20 protein-coding genes are annotated in these 17,048 nt (G+C 53.8%); 11 read left to right on the plus strand and 9 right to left on the minus strand.

Annotated features, from left to right (window positions below):
* Positions 1-42: 42 nt before the first annotated feature.
* The 8 genes from M0646_RS01775 (at position 43) to M0646_RS01810 (ending at position 7,471) form a co-directional block, all read left to right on the plus strand.
* Positions 43-1,035 (plus strand): NAD(P)H-binding protein, encoded by a 993-nt coding sequence (locus M0646_RS01775; protein ID WP_286649803.1) that lies wholly within the window; start codon positions 43-45, stop codon positions 1,033-1,035.
* 8 nt (positions 1,036-1,043) lie between these two features.
* Positions 1,044-1,967: an NAD(+) kinase gene (locus tag M0646_RS01780; protein ID WP_149817604.1), complete on the plus strand. Its 924-nt coding sequence runs from the start codon at positions 1,044-1,046 to the stop codon at positions 1,965-1,967.
* A 5-nt stretch (positions 1,968-1,972) separates the two neighbouring features.
* Entirely contained in the window at positions 1,973-4,045 is a 2,073-nt protein-coding gene (gene ligA, locus M0646_RS01785; RefSeq protein ID WP_315863171.1) for an NAD-dependent DNA ligase LigA, read from the plus strand.
* A 112-nt stretch (positions 4,046-4,157) separates the two neighbouring features.
* Positions 4,158-4,889, plus strand: a complete 732-nt coding sequence (locus tag M0646_RS01790) for a V4R domain-containing protein (protein ID WP_149817608.1) — start codon at positions 4,158-4,160, stop codon at positions 4,887-4,889.
* A 45-nt stretch (positions 4,890-4,934) separates the two neighbouring features.
* On the plus strand, positions 4,935-5,408 hold the full coding sequence (locus tag M0646_RS01795; RefSeq protein ID WP_149817610.1) for an allophycocyanin: 474 nt from the start codon (positions 4,935-4,937) through the stop codon (positions 5,406-5,408).
* Positions 5,409-5,429: 21 nt separating this feature from the next.
* The gene (locus M0646_RS01800; RefSeq protein ID WP_286626336.1) at positions 5,430-5,906 is read left to right on the plus strand and encodes an allophycocyanin; all 477 of its coding nucleotides are present in this window, start codon (positions 5,430-5,432) and stop codon (positions 5,904-5,906) included.
* Positions 5,907-6,048: 142 nt separating this feature from the next.
* Positions 6,049-6,936: a PRC-barrel domain-containing protein gene (locus tag M0646_RS01805; RefSeq protein WP_190278159.1), complete on the plus strand. Its 888-nt coding sequence runs from the start codon at positions 6,049-6,051 to the stop codon at positions 6,934-6,936.
* A gap of 16 nt (positions 6,937-6,952) precedes the next feature.
* On the plus strand, positions 6,953-7,471 hold the full coding sequence (locus M0646_RS01810) for a DUF721 domain-containing protein (protein ID WP_286626339.1): 519 nt from the start codon (positions 6,953-6,955) through the stop codon (positions 7,469-7,471).
* Here M0646_RS01810 and cysE read toward each other — a convergent pair.
* The 3 genes from cysE to M0646_RS01825 all read right to left on the minus strand — a co-directional run bounded on the left by cysE (position 7,468) and on the right by M0646_RS01825 (position 10,445).
* Positions 7,468-8,208: a serine O-acetyltransferase gene (gene cysE / locus M0646_RS01815; RefSeq protein WP_149817618.1), complete on the minus strand. Its 741-nt coding sequence runs from the start codon at positions 8,206-8,208 to the stop codon at positions 7,468-7,470. The two genes, M0646_RS01810 and cysE, sit on opposite strands and share 4 nt — an antisense overlap.
* Before the next feature lie 75 nt (positions 8,209-8,283).
* Positions 8,284-9,894 (minus strand): citramalate synthase, encoded by a 1,611-nt coding sequence (gene cimA / locus M0646_RS01820; protein ID WP_286649805.1) that lies wholly within the window; start codon positions 9,892-9,894, stop codon positions 8,284-8,286.
* A complete protein-coding gene (locus M0646_RS01825) occupies positions 9,891-10,445 on the minus strand; it encodes a late competence development ComFB family protein (protein ID WP_149821588.1) in 555 nt (184 codons plus the stop codon). The genes cimA and M0646_RS01825 overlap by 4 nt, the downstream gene beginning before the upstream one ends.
* 365 nt (positions 10,446-10,810) lie before the next feature.
* On the opposite strand from M0646_RS01825, the gene M0646_RS01830 reads away from it, so the two are divergent.
* On the plus strand, positions 10,811-10,990 hold the full coding sequence (locus tag M0646_RS01830) for a hypothetical protein (protein WP_286626342.1): 180 nt from the start codon (positions 10,811-10,813) through the stop codon (positions 10,988-10,990).
* Between the two features lie 72 nt (positions 10,991-11,062).
* A complete protein-coding gene (locus M0646_RS01835; protein ID WP_286649806.1) occupies positions 11,063-11,920 on the plus strand; it encodes an FHA domain-containing protein in 858 nt (285 codons plus the stop codon).
* Here the strand turns inward: M0646_RS01835 and scpB are convergent.
* From scpB to M0646_RS01865, 6 genes are all read right to left on the minus strand, one after another.
* Complete coding sequence (scpB, locus tag M0646_RS01840) at positions 11,892-12,401, minus strand: SMC-Scp complex subunit ScpB (protein ID WP_149817624.1); 510 nt, start codon at positions 12,399-12,401, stop codon at positions 11,892-11,894. The two genes, M0646_RS01835 and scpB, sit on opposite strands and share 29 nt — an antisense overlap.
* Before the next feature lie 3 nt (positions 12,402-12,404).
* Positions 12,405-13,394, minus strand: coding sequence for a beta-ketoacyl-ACP synthase III (locus tag M0646_RS01845; protein WP_286649807.1), 990 nt, complete (start codon positions 13,392-13,394; stop codon positions 12,405-12,407).
* The gene (gene plsX, locus M0646_RS01850; RefSeq protein ID WP_149817628.1) at positions 13,394-14,419 is read right to left on the minus strand and encodes a phosphate acyltransferase PlsX; all 1,026 of its coding nucleotides are present in this window, start codon (positions 14,417-14,419) and stop codon (positions 13,394-13,396) included. Before plsX ends, M0646_RS01845 begins: the two co-directional genes overlap by 1 nt.
* Positions 14,420-14,525: 106 nt before the next feature.
* Positions 14,526-15,059, minus strand: coding sequence for a gamma carbonic anhydrase family protein (locus M0646_RS01855; RefSeq protein WP_286649808.1), 534 nt, complete (start codon positions 15,057-15,059; stop codon positions 14,526-14,528).
* Between the two features lie 63 nt (positions 15,060-15,122).
* Positions 15,123-15,797: a DUF4335 domain-containing protein gene (locus M0646_RS01860; protein ID WP_286649809.1), complete on the minus strand. Its 675-nt coding sequence runs from the start codon at positions 15,795-15,797 to the stop codon at positions 15,123-15,125.
* Positions 15,797-16,405, minus strand: a complete 609-nt coding sequence (locus M0646_RS01865) for a DUF3038 domain-containing protein (protein ID WP_286649810.1) — start codon at positions 16,403-16,405, stop codon at positions 15,797-15,799. The genes M0646_RS01860 and M0646_RS01865 overlap by 1 nt, the downstream gene beginning before the upstream one ends.
* A gap of 193 nt (positions 16,406-16,598) precedes the next feature.
* Between M0646_RS01865 and M0646_RS01870 the strand changes: the two genes are divergently transcribed.
* Positions 16,599-17,036 (plus strand): hypothetical protein, encoded by a 438-nt coding sequence (locus tag M0646_RS01870; RefSeq protein ID WP_206201420.1) that lies wholly within the window; start codon positions 16,599-16,601, stop codon positions 17,034-17,036.
* The last annotated feature ends 12 nt before the right edge of the window (positions 17,037-17,048 follow it).

A 17,048-nucleotide genomic window follows, 5' to 3' on the forward strand; every position in this document is an offset into this window, starting at 1 on the left:
ATAAAGTATTACAAAAGTTAAGATTTATGACTAGAGTTTTTCATGAACGTTTTTATTGTTGGCGGTACGGGTACCCTAGGGCGGCAAATTGTGCGCCGCGCTTTAGATGAAGGACATCAGGTCTATTGTTTTGTCCGCAGTCCAGCCAAAGCCACCTTTCTGCGGGAATGGGGCGCCACCATTCTTCAGGGAAACCTCTGTGCTGCTGACAGTATTTTTGAGGCATTGCAGTACGCCAAAGCCTCAGTGGTCATTGATGCCTCTGCCACTCGCCCCACCGATACCCTAACCATCGAAGCAGTGGATTGGCAAGGCAAAGTCAACTTGATTCAGGCTGCCCAAGCTGCTGATATTGAGCACCTGATCTTTTTCTCGATTATGGGAGCGCAGGACTATCCCCACGTGCCCCTGATGCAAATCAAACACTGTACCGAAGACTTCTTGCGCGAATCAGGGCTAAACTACACGATCCTGCGTCCCTGTGGCTTCTTTCAGGGCTTGATTGGCCAATACGCGATCCCGATTCTGGAAAATCAATCCATTTGGGTTTTGGGAGAGTCCACCGCCATTGCCTACATGGATACTCAGGACGTGGCCAAATTTGCCGTGCGTGCCATTGATCGGCCAGCGACCTATGGCAAAACCTTTGATCTAGCGGGCACCCGCGCTTGGACAGCCGATGAAATTATTAAGCTATGTGAAAATCTCTCAGGGCAGGAGGCAAAAATTACCCGCTTGCCCATTGGGGTTTTGCGAGCCGCACGGCAGGCCACCCAGTGGTTTCAGTGGACATGGAACATTAGCGATCGCCTTGCCTTTACGGAAGTGATTGCCAGTGGTCAAGTCTTCAATGCCCCGATGGAGGAAGTCTATCGCACCTTTGACCTCGATCCCAGCGAAACCCTGACCCTTGAGGCCTATTTACAGGACTATTTCACCCGAATTCTGCGTAAACTCAAAGAATTGGATTACGAAAAAGCCAAACAGAAAAAATCTGGACGCAAAAAACGCAGTCCCTTTAAGTCCACCCCCTAGGAGTTGCTGTGAAGGCGGGGATCATCTACAACGAAGGCAAACCCCTTGCGGTCGAATTGGCTACCCATGTCCGTCAAATCTTAGAGCTTCAGGGCTGGGAAGTGCACATGGCCACGGGGATTGGTGGCATTCTTGGCTATTCCCGTCCCGATAGTCCCGTCTGCCATACCCCCATTGATCAACTGGTGCCCCCCGGCTTTGATGCTTCCATGGCCTTTGCGGTGGTTCTTGGCGGCGATGGCACTGTGCTTTCTGCCTTTCGCCAGTTGGCTCCCTGTGAGATTCCGCTGCTCACCATCAACACCGGCCACTTGGGCTTTCTCACCGAGGGCTATGTCGCCGATTTAGAACCTGCCCTTGATCAAGTGCTGCGCGGCGACTACACGATTGAAGATCGCACGATGCTCACGGTTCAAGTCCTGCGCGATCAAACCGTTATTTGGGAAGCCCTCTCCCTCAATGAAATGGTGATCCACAAAGAACCCCTGACGGGAATGTGCCACTTTGAAGTGGATGTGGGTGCCCATGCCCGCGTGGATATTGCTGCTGATGGCTTGATTCTCTCCACCCCCACCGGTTCTACGGCCTATGCCCTCTCGGCGGGTGGCCCTGTGATTACCCCCGGTGTGGCGGCTTTACAATTGGTGCCCATTTGTCCCCACTCTTTAGCCTCCCGTGCCCTTGTCTTTGCCAACAGCGAACCGGTGTGGATTTATCCAGCGAACCCCTTCAAGCATCTCATTCTGGTGGTGGATGGCAATGCGGGCTGCTACATTCAGCCAGAGGATCAAGTTTTTGTGCAACGTGCCCCCTACCGTGCCCGCTTCATTCGCCTGCGTGCGCCAGAATTCTTCCATGTGCTGCGGCAAAAACTGGGCTGGGGACTGCCCCATGTAGCCAAACCACGCCCCAAGAATAGTCCAAATCCCTAGGGCAAATGGTCTCGAAGGAACCCCCGATGACAACAGCAGCCGAACGGATTCAACAACTGCGGCACCTGCTTCAGCGTGCGAGCTACGCCTACTATGCCCTCGATCAGCCGATCATGGAAGATGAAGTCTATGACCAGCTCTATCGCGAACTGCAGGAACTCGAAGCGGCTCATCCTGAGTACATCACCCCCGACAGCCCTACCCAGCGGGTCGGCGAAGCTCCCGTCAGTCAATTTGAGAGTGTCAGCCATCGCATTCCCCTCTATAGCCTCGAAAATGCCTTTACCTTTGCCGATATGGTGGCGTGGCAGGAACGCTGGCAGCGCTATTGGCGTAGCCTACGGCAAGAGGAGCCAATTCCCCCGACGGAATATGTCTGCGAACTCAAAATGGATGGTGTGGCCCTTGCTTTGACCTATGAAAACGGGTTATTGGTGCGGGGGGCAACTCGGGGCGATGGCCAACGCGGTGAGGATATTACCAGCAATGTGCGCACGATTCGCACCATTCCCCTGCGGCTAGCCATCGAGAACCCACCACCAATCGTTGAAGTTCGTGGGGAAGCTTTTTTGCCTTTGGCGCGATTCCATCAACTCAACCAAGAACGCCAAGCCCAAGGAGAAGCTCCCTTTGCTAATCCCCGTAATGCCGCCGCCGGTACTCTCCGTCAACTGCATCCGCGCATTGTTGCCCAACGCCAACTGGACTTCTTTGCCTATGCGCTGCATTTACCTGAAGGGGGTAGCGTTCCTTGGGATGAGAAGCAAGCAGGGGAACCCCAATCGCAGCGGCAAGTGCTCAATGCGCTGCAACGCCTTGGCTTTCGGGTCAATCCCCACAATGCCGACTGCCCTGACCTAGAGGCGGTGAAAGCCTACTACGACCACTGGCAAACCGCCCGCCACCAACTGCCTTATCTGACCGATGGCATTGTGGTCAAGCTCAATGATTTAACGCTGCAACAGGCTCTTGGCTTTACGCAAAAGTTTCCCCGCGGCTGTGTTGCTTGGAAGTACGAACCCGAGCAGGCCATTACTGATGTGGTGGCCATTACCATTCAAGTGGGACGCACGGGTGCGCTCACCCCAGTCGCTGAACTGGTGCCAGTGCAATTAGCGGGTACCACGGTATCACGGGCAACGCTGCACAATGCAGACTACATTGCCGAATTGGATTTGCACATTGGCGATAAGGTGGTGATCCACAAAGCCGGCGAAATCATTCCAGAGATTGTGCGGGTCTTTCCCGAATTGCGATCGCCAACGGCTCAACCCTTTACGATGCCCACCGTGTGTCCTGAATGTCATCAGCCGGTGGTGCGCCCTGCCAATGAAGCGGTGAGTCGCTGTGTCAATCCGCGGTGTCCGGCGATCGTGCGCGGCCAAATCCTCCACTGGGCAAGTCGGGATGCCTTGGATATTCAAGGGTTAGGGGAAAAGCTAGTACAGCAATTGGTGGCCAAGGAGTTGGTGCACACCCCAGCGGATCTCTATCGCCTGACGGCAGCACAACTGTTGCGCCTTGAGCGCATGGGTCAAAAGTCCGCTGCTAAATTGTTGCAGGCGATCGCCGACTCGAAAGAACAACCGTGGCCACGGGTGCTCTATGGCCTAGGCATCCGCCATGTGGGGAGTGTCAATGCCCAAGTGCTTGCCGATCAATTCAAGTCTGTTGAGGAGCTGGCCGCTGCTACCGTCGCCGATCTGTGTGGGGTCTATGGCATTGGTGAGGAAATTGCCCAAGCGGTTCACGAGTGGTTCCAAGACCCAGCGCACCAAACCCTCATTGCTGATCTCAAAGCCTTGGGGCTACAACTGGCGGCGGCGATCGCCACTGCACCAACGACTGGGCAACCCCTTGCGGGCAAACGTTTTGTGATTACAGGCACCCTACCCAGCCTCACCCGTGAAGCAGCCAAAACGCTGATCCAGCAACATGGCGGTCAAGTGAGTGAGAGTGTCAGTCGGCAAACGGATTATCTAGTGGTGGGCGAAAAAGCGGGGAGTAAACTGCGACGCGCTCAAGAATTGGGCATCCCCTGCATCAGTGAAACAGAACTTATAGAAATGTGTCGTTAGACAAAAAATTAGTGGGAGTACGGCGTCACGACCCTGAAAAATCTTTTAGCCTAAAAAGTGTGGCTGCTTAGTACCTAACGTTCAAGCACAATAGGGGGCAATTCGCTGATCTATGGTTTCTGTCACGCCGTCTCGACCTGCTGGGAGTGCCAATGCTATGACCCGTGCTCAGGGCTATCAGCATCAGTTACACCAAACTCATCCGACGCGCACCAATCACTATAGCCTGCGGGACTATCTGCAATTTGATCGCCAACGGGGCAGCATTACCGACTGGTATGATCAGCGGATCGCTCTAGCGACAGAAGACTTTGTCATTGGCCTAGTGGAAGGTCTCGAAGAGGAAGTTGGCCCTGCTTCTGCCCTCGTCATGTACAAAATTGGCGAAGAGTGGGGCAAACGCGATGCGGTTGTCTTTAAGCAACACTTTGAGCAAGAGTACCAGCGCGAACTACGCAAGGCCGCCTTGACATTTATCCTTGAGGCTTGGTGGTGGCCCTTTACAACCCTAGGCTGGGGCAACTGGGAAGTGGATCTCACGGAGCAAAAGAATGGTTTTATGTTCATCAATATCTTTGACTCCGTGGTGGCGCGCACCCTTGGGGATGTGGGTAAGCCCGTCTGCTACATCTATGCCGGTCTGTTTGCGGGCTTCTTTACGGGATTGATTCAAAAGCCCCTGAGTTGTATCGAGTTGCAGTGCTATGCCATGGGGGAAACCTACTGTAAGTTTCTCGTCGGTAAACAGGATCGCATTGATGCTGCTGCCTTCTGGCAAAACGAAGGAGCCACGGCACGGGATATTGAAAAACGCCTGCGCCAAGGGGAGTTGGTGAAACGATAAGCTCCAGGTGAGTGTGTTCATTTATTTTCTAGCGAGGGTTGCCCTATGTTCCGTCAGTTGAATCACTTAACCGTTGTTGCCGATGGTCGCTATGCCCGTCCTGAGGAATTGAACTTTCTGCGGGATTATCTGGCCTCGGTGGAGAGTCGCATCAGTGCCTACGAAAAAATCCGCACTGAGGCGGAAATGATGGCGGATAAAATTCAATCCATGCAAAAGGCAGAAAATCCCCGCTGCTTCCAGTTCATCAATGGCGATCGCTCAGAAATTTGCCGTCGTGATTTAGTGGATACCATTCGTCTGTGTGCCTCGGCCATGCTTTTTGCGGAGTTGGACTTGCTGCGGGATAATTTCTTACTTTGGTACCGCACCATTGTCAAATCCTTTAACTACGAAGCAACTGCCTCCTCCACCTATGGCAAGTACCTGCCGAATATGATGAAGCAACTGCTCACGCCCGAAGAACAACGGGTGATGCAGCCTGTCCTTGCCCTCGGCAGTTCAATTTTGTCAGAATAGAGTTGTTGTGGGGTGGGACTGATGCTGCGTCAACTAGAAAAACTCAGCCTTGAGGCCGATGGCCGCTATGCCAGTGCCAAGGAACTGGAATTTCTCAGAAATTATCTAGCAGCAGCGGAGCAGCGCATTAGTGCCTACGAAAAAATCCGCGATGCTGAAGAGAAAATCCTAGATCAGGTGGAGCAGCAACTGCGCGCCAAAAGTCCCCATATTTTCCGTAAGGGCAATCACGACTATTCCGCCGTGTGTCGGCGCGATCGCAAGCATGTGCTGCGCCTAGCGGCAGCGGCGATGTTATTTGCCGATTTGGATGCCCTGCGGGATGGCTTCTTGCTGTGGTACCGCACGATCATTAAGGCCTTCAAGGATGAAAAGGTGGCACAAGTGACGTACCAAGTCCTGCCCCAAGCGGTCAATCAAGTGCTCTCGGGAGAGGAAACACCGTTAATGCAGCCTGTGATGGCACTGACCCAGTCCATCCTAGGGGAATCGGCTTGAGCACCTGAGCAGTGTGGCAAAAATGCGCTAGCCTAGAAGCACCGATTGCACGGGGCAATTTATCACTCCTGCGATCGCCTTTGGCGTACCATTGGTATTCGCCGCTATAGTATTACTAAGATTCATTGGGATACACAAAGGCATGACCATATCGGCGCAATTGCTGCAACGGGCAGATTTGATCGGTACACAGGTAATTACCCGTGATACTGGTCGGAAGTTAGGCGTCATTAATCAAGTTTGGGTCGATATTGACCAGCGGCAAGTGGTGGCCTTGGGGGTACGCAATACCCTCTTTACAGGGGAGCAACGCTACATTCTTCTCGACAGTATTCGCCAAATTGGCGATGTCATTCTCGTTGAGCACGATGATGATGTCACCGAAGCTCTCAATACCTACAACTACAGCACACTGATTGATAGTGAGATTGTCACCGAAACCGGCGAAGTGCTGGGTAAGGTACGGGGCTTTAAGTTTGATCCTGAAACGGGCGACATTACGGATTTGATTTTGGCTTCCATTGGCTTGCCTTGGATTCCGGCGCAACTGATTAGCACCTACGAGTTGCCCATTGAGGAAATTGTCAGCACCGGCCCTGATCGCATTATTGTCTTTGAAGGGGCAGAAACCCGCCTGCGGCAATTAACAGTGGGTCTCTTAGAACGGGTCGGCTTGGGGGCACCCCCTTGGGAAAGCGACGAGGACGAGTACTATCAACCCGTTACGCCGAGCAGTAATCAATTGCCCTCCGGAGCGCGATCGCCTGTCTATCCCCCCCAACGCAGCCGCAGTGATTACGAAGCCGATTGGGAAACCGCTCCCCGGCGGCGCCGTCGCCAGCCCGAGTATGTGGAGTATGAGGAGGAGTATGAGTACGAAGAGCGTCCCCGCTCGCGTCAAGTTAAACCTCCAGCTCCAGCCATGCCCGTAGAACTGCCGGAATCGGAACCCACTGCCGATCCTTGGGAAGAACAACAACCGATTCGCCTTGAGCAGCGGCAGAAGCAAGAGGAATACGATCACGAATAGTCGGGAATAGTCCACAATGGCCTATGTCCCACTGGCCACGGTACTTCAGCAATGGCAGCAGGCTCCTGAATGGCAACAGCCGCAACACTTCTTGCGTCTTTTGGAGCAGTGGCCGCAGCTCGTGGGGGCGGTCGTCGCTGAGCACGCTGTTCCTGTGGAACTCACCAGTCAAGGGGTTTTGCATGTGGCCGTTGCCAGTAGTACTTGGGCACATCATCTGATGTTCTCGCGATCGCCCGTCATGGTCAAAATTCAGCAGACCCTTGGTATTCCCCTCAGTGATATTCGCTTTTCCAATCGGGACTGGCAACCCCAACGCTCGGCGATCGCTAGCCATGAGGCCTTACCGAAAGTCGGGAATCTTCCCAGTGTGGCGCCTGCGGCCACTCCCCAAGAGGCTTTTCAACGATGGCAAGCCCAAGTGCGCCAGCGATCGCGAGACTATCCCCTCTGCCCCCGCTGTCAGTGCCCCACTCCCCTTGAGGAATTACAGCGCTGGGGGCGTTGTGGCCTGTGTTACACGCGATCGCTCTAAATACCAGAGCCGTTGAGAAACTCTTCAATGGGGCGATCGCTCAGGCGGCAGGCTTGACCTTGGGAAGCTTGCAAATGTCCTTGCGCCAGAGCAGGCACCTTTTCCTGCTGTTGCAGTGTTTGCACCTGTTTCTCTAGGAGTTCAATGCGATCCAAGAGATAGCGAATTGCTTCGGCCTCAGAGTCTGGCAGTTGACCGTGTTCCAAGGGGGCAATTTTGGCACCTGCACGATAGACAATTCGCCCGGGAATCCCCACCACGGTACAATCCGAGGGCACATCCCGCAGCACCACAGACCCCGCGCCAATGCGCACATTGTCCCCAATCGTGAGGTTGCCCAACACCTTTGCCCCAGCACCGACAACCACATTTTCACCGAGGGTAGGGTGCCGCTTTCCCGTTTCTTTACCGGTACCGCCGAGGGTCACTCCCTGATAAATCAAACAGTAATTGCCCACAATCGCGGTCTCACCAATGACGACCCCCATGCCGTGATCAATGAAAACGCCCTTGCCAATCGTGGCGCCGGGGTGAATTTCAATCCCCGTCAGCAGGCGAGCAATGTGAGAAATAAAGCGGGGGATAAAGGGAATACCCCGCCGCCAAAGCCAGTGGCTCAACCGATGGAGAACAATGGCCTGAAGTCCGGGATAGCAAAAAACAACCTCTAACCAATTGCGGGCAGCGGGATCCCGCTCAAAGATAATTTGGAAATCTGCTTTGAGGGTGCTGAGCACACGCGGCTCCTTGGCAGTGATGCAACCTAAACAGCAGTTTTGATCTTAGCGGATTTTGCCAAGGTCTAAGAGGCTTCAGGAGGCCACCAAAGGGGAAGGTTGCGATCGCCGAGTGCGCTGTAGGCCATATTCGAGGGCTTCGGCAACTGCTTGGTAGGAAGCTTCAATGATATTGGCAGAGACACCGACTGTTGCCCAGCGATCGCGCCCATTACTGGATTCCACCAGCACCCGTGTTTTGGCTGCCGTGCCGGCATGGCCATCTAAAATCCGCACCTTGTAGTCCGTCAGGTGAAACTCGGCAATCTCTGGATAGAAGGACATCAAGGCCTTGCGCAGCGCCTGATCTAATGCTGAGACAGGACCATTGCCCTCTGCCGCCGTGAGCATCTCCTCACCATTGACTTCAACTTTGACCGTGGCCAGAGACTGGCTGCGAATCGTGGCCTCTAGTTGGCGTGAATCGGTGCGGCAAAAAACATCAAAGCCCTTGAGGGTAAAGGGTCGCTGGCGCTGCCCTAGAACCTCCTGAATCAGCAGTTCAAAGCTCGCTTCCGCCGCTTCAAATTGATAGCCTTCGCTTTCTAGGTGTTTAATCCGCTCCAAAATCGTCCGACTCAGGGGATGCTGCCGATCCAACTCAAAGCCGAGTTCACTGGTTTTCGCCAAAATATTGCTGATACCCGCCTGCTCAGAAATAATAATGCGCCGTTGATTGCCCACCCAATGCGGCTCAATGTGTTCGTAGGTACGGGGGTTACGCTGCACGGCACTGACATGGATTCCCCCCTTGTGGGCAAAGGCCGACAGACCCACATAGGGCGCGTGATCATCGGGGGCAAGGTTGACAATTTCACTCACATGGCGGCTGACTTCCGTCAGTGTCGCCAACTGCTCCGGAGTGACACAGTCATAGCCGAGTTTCAATTGCAGATTGGGAATCAGGGTGCACAGATTGGCATTGCCGCAGCGTTCGCCATAGCCGTTGATCGTTCCCTGCACCATCCGCACACCACTTTGCACCGCCGCAAGGGCATTGGCTACGGCTGTGCCAGCATCGTTGTGGGTGTGAATGCCCAAGCAGTCCAAGGCACCAAAATGCGCCACCACCTCGGCGACCACTGCCTGAATTTGATGGGGCAAACAACCGCCATTGGTATCGCAGAGAACTAACCAATCGGCACCCGCCGCTAAAGCGGTTTCAAGAGTTTGTAGCGCATAGTCGGGGTTGGCAAAGTAACCGTCAAACCAATGCTCGGCATCGTAGATCACCCGTCGCCCATGGGATTTCAAGAACTGAATGGAATCGGCAATCATGGCGCAGTTTTCGGCCAAGGTGGTCTTGAGGCCGTCGGTGACATGCAGATCCCAAGATTTGCCAAAGAGTGTCACCCAGCGGGTACCGGCTGCTAGGATCGGCTCAAACCTTGGCTCTTCTGCGGCCTTGCGGCCGGGGCGACGAGTAGCACAAAAAGCAACGATTTCTGCCTGTTGGAGGGGCGTTTCCTGCAACTGCCAAAAAAACTGTACGTCCTTGGGATTGGCACCCGGCCACCCCCCCTCAATAAAGGGAATGCCAAGGCGATCCAGTTGACGGGCAATCCGCAGTTTATCCTCGAGGGAGAGGGAGAGACCTTCCCGCTGGGCGCCATCGCGGAGAGTGGTATCGTACAGCCAAATTTTCACTGTGCCGACTCTCCCTTGGGATGCTCATAGTCATTGGCGTAAGCCTGCAGCAAAGAACTGACTTGGGAAAAGACCTCTTTACCAGAGGTTTTGCCAATGGCCGATCGCTCCGGATGAAATTGTGGCCGTGCCATGCTGCGGTTAATGGCCTCTTGGACTTGGGCGCGAATCAGATCCATGAGTTCCTCTTCAGCCCGCTGGCGTTGATACTGTGCACCCTCTTCGGTTGTGGCGTAGAGCGGGGGAAGGCGGTTGAGGGCGTAGGCGGCAATATCTCCCAAATCAAGGGCGCATTCTTGCTCCGCTTCAATGGCAGCAATGCGGGTAATTGCCTCGGTGAGCACCAATTCTTCCATGACGTTGATAAATTGCTTGCGGGGAACCGCCACCACTTGCCCCGTCAATAGGGCACCCATAAGGCGATCCAACGCCATATAGTCTTCCACGGAGAGTTCGGTGGCTTTGTCGCAAATGCGTCCTACTTCTGCCTCCTGCGTTGGTGTGAGATAACCATTGCGCAGTGCTTGTTCAACAATCTCTTGAATCCCCATACGTGTTTCCGCCGTAATTGCTGTAGGGGCACTCCCCCACTCAAATTTAGTATATGCCGAGGAACTGCCAAGGGCAGGGGGAATTTTGCACTGTATGTAGTCCATATTTTAGAAAAAGGCGGTAACGCTAAGATAACGATAAGAACTGTTGCAAAGAACTGCCAAATCCTACGAAATCTTCATACCTGTATAGCCAAGTGGTAAAATTGTCGTAGGAAATAATTAAAGGCTAGCAGTCGCCCACATCATTCTCATTTCTTCTTCTGTTGCAGCCTATGGTTGTTTGGTTGTCATCTTTTTTACATACCGTAGAGCCATTACTAGTCCCAATTTGTTTTTGTTTTGCTTGGCTGCTGCTGGCAATCATGGCGTGGAATGTGTGGCACTTCACACAGGAGGGGCTGGCGATCGCCCGCCGCTTACATCAAATTCCCTGTTCTCGCTGTCGTTTCTTTTCAGGAGACTATCGCCTCAAGTGTTCACTACATCCCGATTGGGCAGCAACAGAAGCCGCCATTGAATGTCCCGATTATCATTTTGAATAAAGGACTGAGAGACCGAATTTATTCCTACAGGGAGTTGGAAGAGGGATCACCTTGTTACCAGAGTATCCACAATTGGTCATCTCCACCGAGGCCAGCACCTATATCGTCCCTCTTACCCAAGGCAATTCATGGGTGATTGGTCGAGGTAAAGACTGCACAATTGTTTTGGCGGATCGCTGGTCTTCCCGTCGCCATGCCATGATTCAGCGTCTGGATAATGATGATTATTATCTCATTGATTTGGGGAGTCGTAATGGCTGTGTGCTGAATGGTCAAATGATTCAGGTGCCGACGCTCCTCAAAACGGGCGATCGCTTTATTATCGGCAAAACAACCCTTGAATTTCGTACCGATGAGGCTGTCTCCACCACCCCGCCGGCTGCCCCTCTTGCCCTTCAACCCACCATTCTCATCATTCAACCCCCCGGCATTCAAGTACAAATTTGGCAAGAATTGCTGCGCAGTCAGGGGTTAGAAGTTATCGTTGAATCGGGGCAAATCAATAGCCGCCGCATTATTAGTGATTTTGTGACCGTGATGCAGCGCAACCCTGACCTGTTGCTCCTTGATTCGCAACTGGAAACCCCGGATATTGGTAACCTTTTGAATTGGATCAAGGCAACCTATCCCAAGCTGCGCAGTTTCATTATTGACCGCTACGACAACCATATTTCCCCCATGCAGCGACAATGGGCAGTAGAACATGGGGCAATTGATTGGCTGCCCGCACTGCCCGATGAAAATCTCACCATGTTTGGGGCAGAAATTGCAGCTCAATTACGGCGCATTCTCAAGGCCTTGGGACGCAACAAACTAGAGCAAGACAGGCTCGCAGTGGCTCTTTTGAATCTGCAATTGGCGACCAATGATGATTTGCCCTCCCAGTTGCTCAGTGAGTATGTCAATCGCCCGCCCTTTCCCCCTGAATAGTTGGCAGTTGATCCACCTGAAAATACTGGTGAAAGCGCTCAGTGACTTGGAGGATGTAGGAGCGACTTTGGCTATCCCGCCGCCGCTGAATAAACCCAAGGGTGAGGAGTTCTTGAATGTGTTGGTAGGCACTGGATCCCCGCAGTTCAATCACCTCTGGTTGGCGAATGGGGCCACGAAAAGCAATCAGGGCTAATGTGCGCTGTGCCGCAACCCCCAATTCAACGGGGATAAGGGACTGAACCAATTCTTGAAAGGCGGGCTTGAGTTGCAGGCTGTATCTATCGTCAATTTGGACAATTTCAAGGGCCGTTTGGCGATGGGCATAGTCGTTGAGTAGCTCAATCAGTGCCATTTCAACGGCCTCAGGAGCAGTGGCGGCAAGGGTTGCTAGTTCAGCAAGGGTCAGGGGCTGCGCCTTCAGGTAGAGAATGGCCTCCACCCGCATCGTTAATGTACGCAGGTCAGTGTCCCCTTGCATAGGCTATTGCCAGCGGAACAGGGCCGCTCCCCAAGTTAACCCCGCACCAAAGCCAGCGGTGGCAATTAAGTCTCCGGGTTGAATATGCCCCTGTTGAATCGGAGCCGTCAGGGCAAGGGGAATCGAGGCGGCGGAGGTATTACCATACTGACCCACATTGCTAATCACCTTTTCCTGAGGAATGCCCAAACGCTGGGCAACCGCGTCCAGAATGCGTTGATTGGCCTGATGCAACACCAGCCAGTCAATTTCCTCAACCGTACACCCCGCGCGGTGCAGGGCTTTCTCAATGACTTCAGGGACTTGGGTGACGGCAAAGCGATAAACTTCACGGCCATTCATGGCAATGGGAGCAAATCCCCCTTGGGCGATCGCGAGATTGTCCCCTAAGGTCTGGGGAGTACCAGCAAAGGCAAGGGTAAGGTGCTCATTGAGGCGACCATCACTGCGCAATTCAAAGCTCAAGAGTTGATCAGCATCGCTGGCTTGCAAGACCATCGCGCCGGCGCCATCGCCAAAGAGAATGCAGGTGCGGCGATCGCCCCAATCGACCCAGCGAGACAGAATATCACCACCAATGACCAAGGCACTGCGGTAGGCACCGGTGCGCAAATACTGAGCCGCCGTAACCAAGGCAAAGAGAAAGCCAGAACAGGCAGCCGTTAAGTCAAAGGCCACGGCATTTACCGCACCAATGCGAGTTTGCACCAAGCAGGCGGTGCCAAAGAGATCATCGGGCGTAGAGGTCGCCAAGATGATTAAATCGACTGCTGTGGGTTCTAGGCCGGCCATCTGTAGGGCTGCGCCCGCCGCTTCGCTGGCCAAATCCACAAGACGCTGGTCAGGAGCTGCCACGTACCGTTCTTGAATGCCCGTACGGGATTGAATCCACTCATCAGACGTATCCACAAGGGCACTGAGGTGGGCATTGGTCAAGCATTGACGGGGGATTGCCGCGCCCACGCCGCTAAATTTAACGCCCTGCACAGTCACTAAGCCTGATCCTCAACGGCAACGGCATGCTGATAACAGGCCTGAATCCGCTCTGAAACGCGATGATCCACCGCTTCCTTGGCTAGGCGAATGGCATTGAAAATCGAGGGCGCTTGGGAACTGCCGTGGCTAATGATACAGATGCCATCCACCCCCAACAGCAAACCACCGCCATGTTCGGCATGATCAATGCGCTGCTTAATTTTGCGGAGATTGGGACGCAGCAGCGCCGTACCCAGTTGCCCGCGCCAGCCCCGAGGTAGCTCTTCACGGAGAATTTGGACAAGGACACTACCCAAGGATTCAGCAAATTTAAGCAGAACATTGCCAACAAAGCCATCACAGACCACGACATCAAATTGTCCCGACAGAACATCGCGGCCTTCGGCATTGCCCAAGAAGGAGATTTGGCGATTTTGCCGCAGGAGTTGATGTGCCTTTAGGGCCAGATCATTGCCTTTGCAGTCCTCTTCGCCAATGTTAAGCAAGCCCACCTTGGGATCTTCGACATCCAAGACGTACTGGCTGTAGATCGAACCCATGACCGCAAATTGCTCAAGGTATTTCGGGCGGCAGTCCACATTGGCACCGACATCGAGGACAAGAACGGATTTGCCGGGGATGAGGGTGGGTAAGACGGCACCAATGGCGGGGCGATCAATGCCAGGGAGTCGACCCAAGCGCAATAGTGCCGCAGCCATCGCTGCCCCTGAGTGACCAGCGGAAACAACCGCATCAGCCGCACCCGCTTTGACCAGATCCATCGCCACGTTAATTGAGGCCTTGGGTTTCTTTTTCAGGGCGGTCAGGGGTTCTTCCCCCATTTCCACAACATCACTCGCTTCGACAATTTGGGGCTTGGCTGTGGGGGCATGTTCATTGAGGTAGCGCTGAATGGGCACCGGATCACCCACAAGGAGGATATCGGCATCTAATTCTTCACTGGCTCTGAGGGCACCGGCAACAATCTCATCGGGAGCATAGTCACCCCCCATGGCATCCACAGCAATCCGTGCACGAGTCATTGGCTGAACTCTTACGAGAAAATCCTTCAGAATTTTAGCAGATGACAGCCCTTTTCCTAAGAATGGCGGACACTGAACACGATGAGGGGCAGTTTAGGACAAACTTCTACGGATAGAACCCTAGATCGGTGCCTGTGCCACTGTGGACATGGGCCAGTTGTTCATACTTACAGGCATGCTGACGTAGATCGGCGGCCTCAGTGTCACTCACTTCCCGCACCACTTTAGCGGGAATGCCCACAACCAAAGAGCGTGGGGGGACATCTTTGCTCACCACTGCCCCTGCACCGACAATACTGCCCGCTCCAACTCGAACGCCATTGAGAATCACGGCGCCAATGCCAATTAAGCAGCCATCTTCAACGGTTGCCCCATGAATAACCGCGCGATGCCCGACAGTTACCTCTTCACCAAGGATCGTGGGTTGTCCCGGATCACCATGGAGGATGGCGCCATCTTGAACATTGGTGTGGGCACCAATCTCGATGTACGCCACGTCACCGCGTAAAACAGCGCCATACCAAATGCTACAGCCTTCACCCAAGCGGACATCGCCAACAAGGGTGGCATTGGGGGCAATAAAGGCAGCGCGATCGCTGGCAACGGGGGGCCAAAAAGCACTAGGGGCAGTGATTACCATTTTATCCCAAGCATCAAAAAGCTAAACGACAGTTTCCAAACTGCGGGTAAGCCTGAAATGGGCTTACGGATTCGGGGTTTCTGGTGTTGTGGGTGCCGGTGAGGGCGTGACGGCTTCGGGGGTGAGGGGCACAGCTTCCTCGCGGGGGGGACGGCGTTCGGGCACTGGTAGATGGAAAAAGATCGCAGCCATGACGGCTAAGCTAGCAGCGCCAATACCCAAAGGCATCAGTTGTTTGCGCAAAGGCACAGCAGGGGCGATCGCCCGCCGAGGGAGGGAATGGAATGTCGGTATCAGGGTAGGCAGTGTTTGGCCATCACTACAGAGTTGATCCAGCGCCTCCACTAAATCCGCTAGCTGCAACCAAGTGAGCTGCACTTCTAGGGTTTCACCAGCGCCATTTTGGGCAGGGGTATCGGCATTTTCTGTAGGCGAGCCTTGCAATAGCTGGCGGGGAATATGCAGCACTACCTGATTAGAGGGTTTGATCTCGACTTGAATGGGGTACTCGGGCGATCGCCGTAACTTAACACCACTCAACCACGTTTGCGCTGCTGCGGGCACACTATTGAGCAATGCCACAAGGAATTCTTTCCCGCCCTTGACCCGCTGATTCTGGCCAATAATCTCCCACTCGCAGAGGGTGACAATATCCAACTGCTCTGCGCCGGCTTGACCACTCAGCCCTTCAATTCGCAGTGTGCAATTGGGCAATGAATACTGGCGTTGCAGCAGCATTAACTTACTTCCCCGTCAAATAAACTAAACCAAAGGCGTTCCATGCCCTTTGTACCTGCACAGAGCAGAAGTTGTGCCAACAGCTTTAGACCCAACTCATTGAGGGCTTGGTTATTTTTGTAGAGAAAGAGACCCGATCGCTGGAGGTTCATGCGTTTGCGAAAATGGCGGCGAAAGCGGTCTAAATACTCCGCCAAGGGGGCATAGGTTTCCGGGGGCAAATTTTGCGCCTGCAATTGATCCAACACCAAAAGTAAATGCCGCAGGATTGCCGTCTGCCGCCGCGCCACTTGCACAACCACTGCGGTGAGTGCCTTTGTTTCCGCTAAGGGCAAGGGGGTACGCTGGGTAATTTGGCGAAAGGGATTGGTGCAGCGAATTTGCCAAAATACGACCCGATTGGGGATCATCCCTTGCAGTTGCAGATCTCGCAGCACTTGCAACATCAACTCAGAGGCATGCAAATCAACGCACTCTAGGGCAAGCAACAATAAGTCTAATTGCCAACGTGCCCGCCGAGGACACACACTCACCCCTTGGGGGTCGGGCAGTGCTGCCAACATCGGAGGTAATAGCTCAACTTCAGGGGATTCGATTGTTGCTGGCATTGAGTTTGCCGTTTCCATACTCTCTAGAGTGCTCACTATACAGCAATAATGACAGGACTCATGGTGAAATAGGCCTAAACGATCTTAGCCGTTTCTTCGCTGACGACTGCCGCCTATCTTTATGTTGCCCCCTAGGCTAATTTTTCGAAAAGCAGGCTAGACTTGAGGGGAACCACAGGATTGTGAGGTTGCAATGAGTCAAGAGATTCCCCCCCCAGAAGCCTATGTGGTGCTTGGACTGGCTCATTGTTTTGTGCAGGTGGAGGGAAAACTCCAGCCCGTAGAGGTGATTGAGCCGATTCCCTCAGCGGCGTTGGAAGCCTTGCTCCATGGCTTGCCCACTTCCTATAGTGAAGCCCATGCCCTCACCTATGGTACAGCCCAGGATCCGCAGCAGGTGCAGCAGCAGTTTCCCCCCAGTGCCCATCTGTGTGATGACTATGGCGATCGCCTTGCAGCAGCGGCACGCACCTACATTGCCCGTCCCCAAAGTACCCGCCATATTCCCCTTGGCGAAACCTACCGCAACTTTAATACCTCCACAGAACGCAAACGGGTGCTCAACTCCGAGCGTATCGTTACCGCTGCCGACAATGTCAAACAACACGCCTACACCCACCAAGTCCTCTAACAAGTTGTCCTG

Origin of the sequence: Thermosynechococcus sp. B3 (assembly GCF_030323045.1) — a bacterium.
Classification (GTDB): domain Bacteria; phylum Cyanobacteriota; class Cyanobacteriia; order Thermosynechococcales; family Thermosynechococcaceae; genus Thermosynechococcus.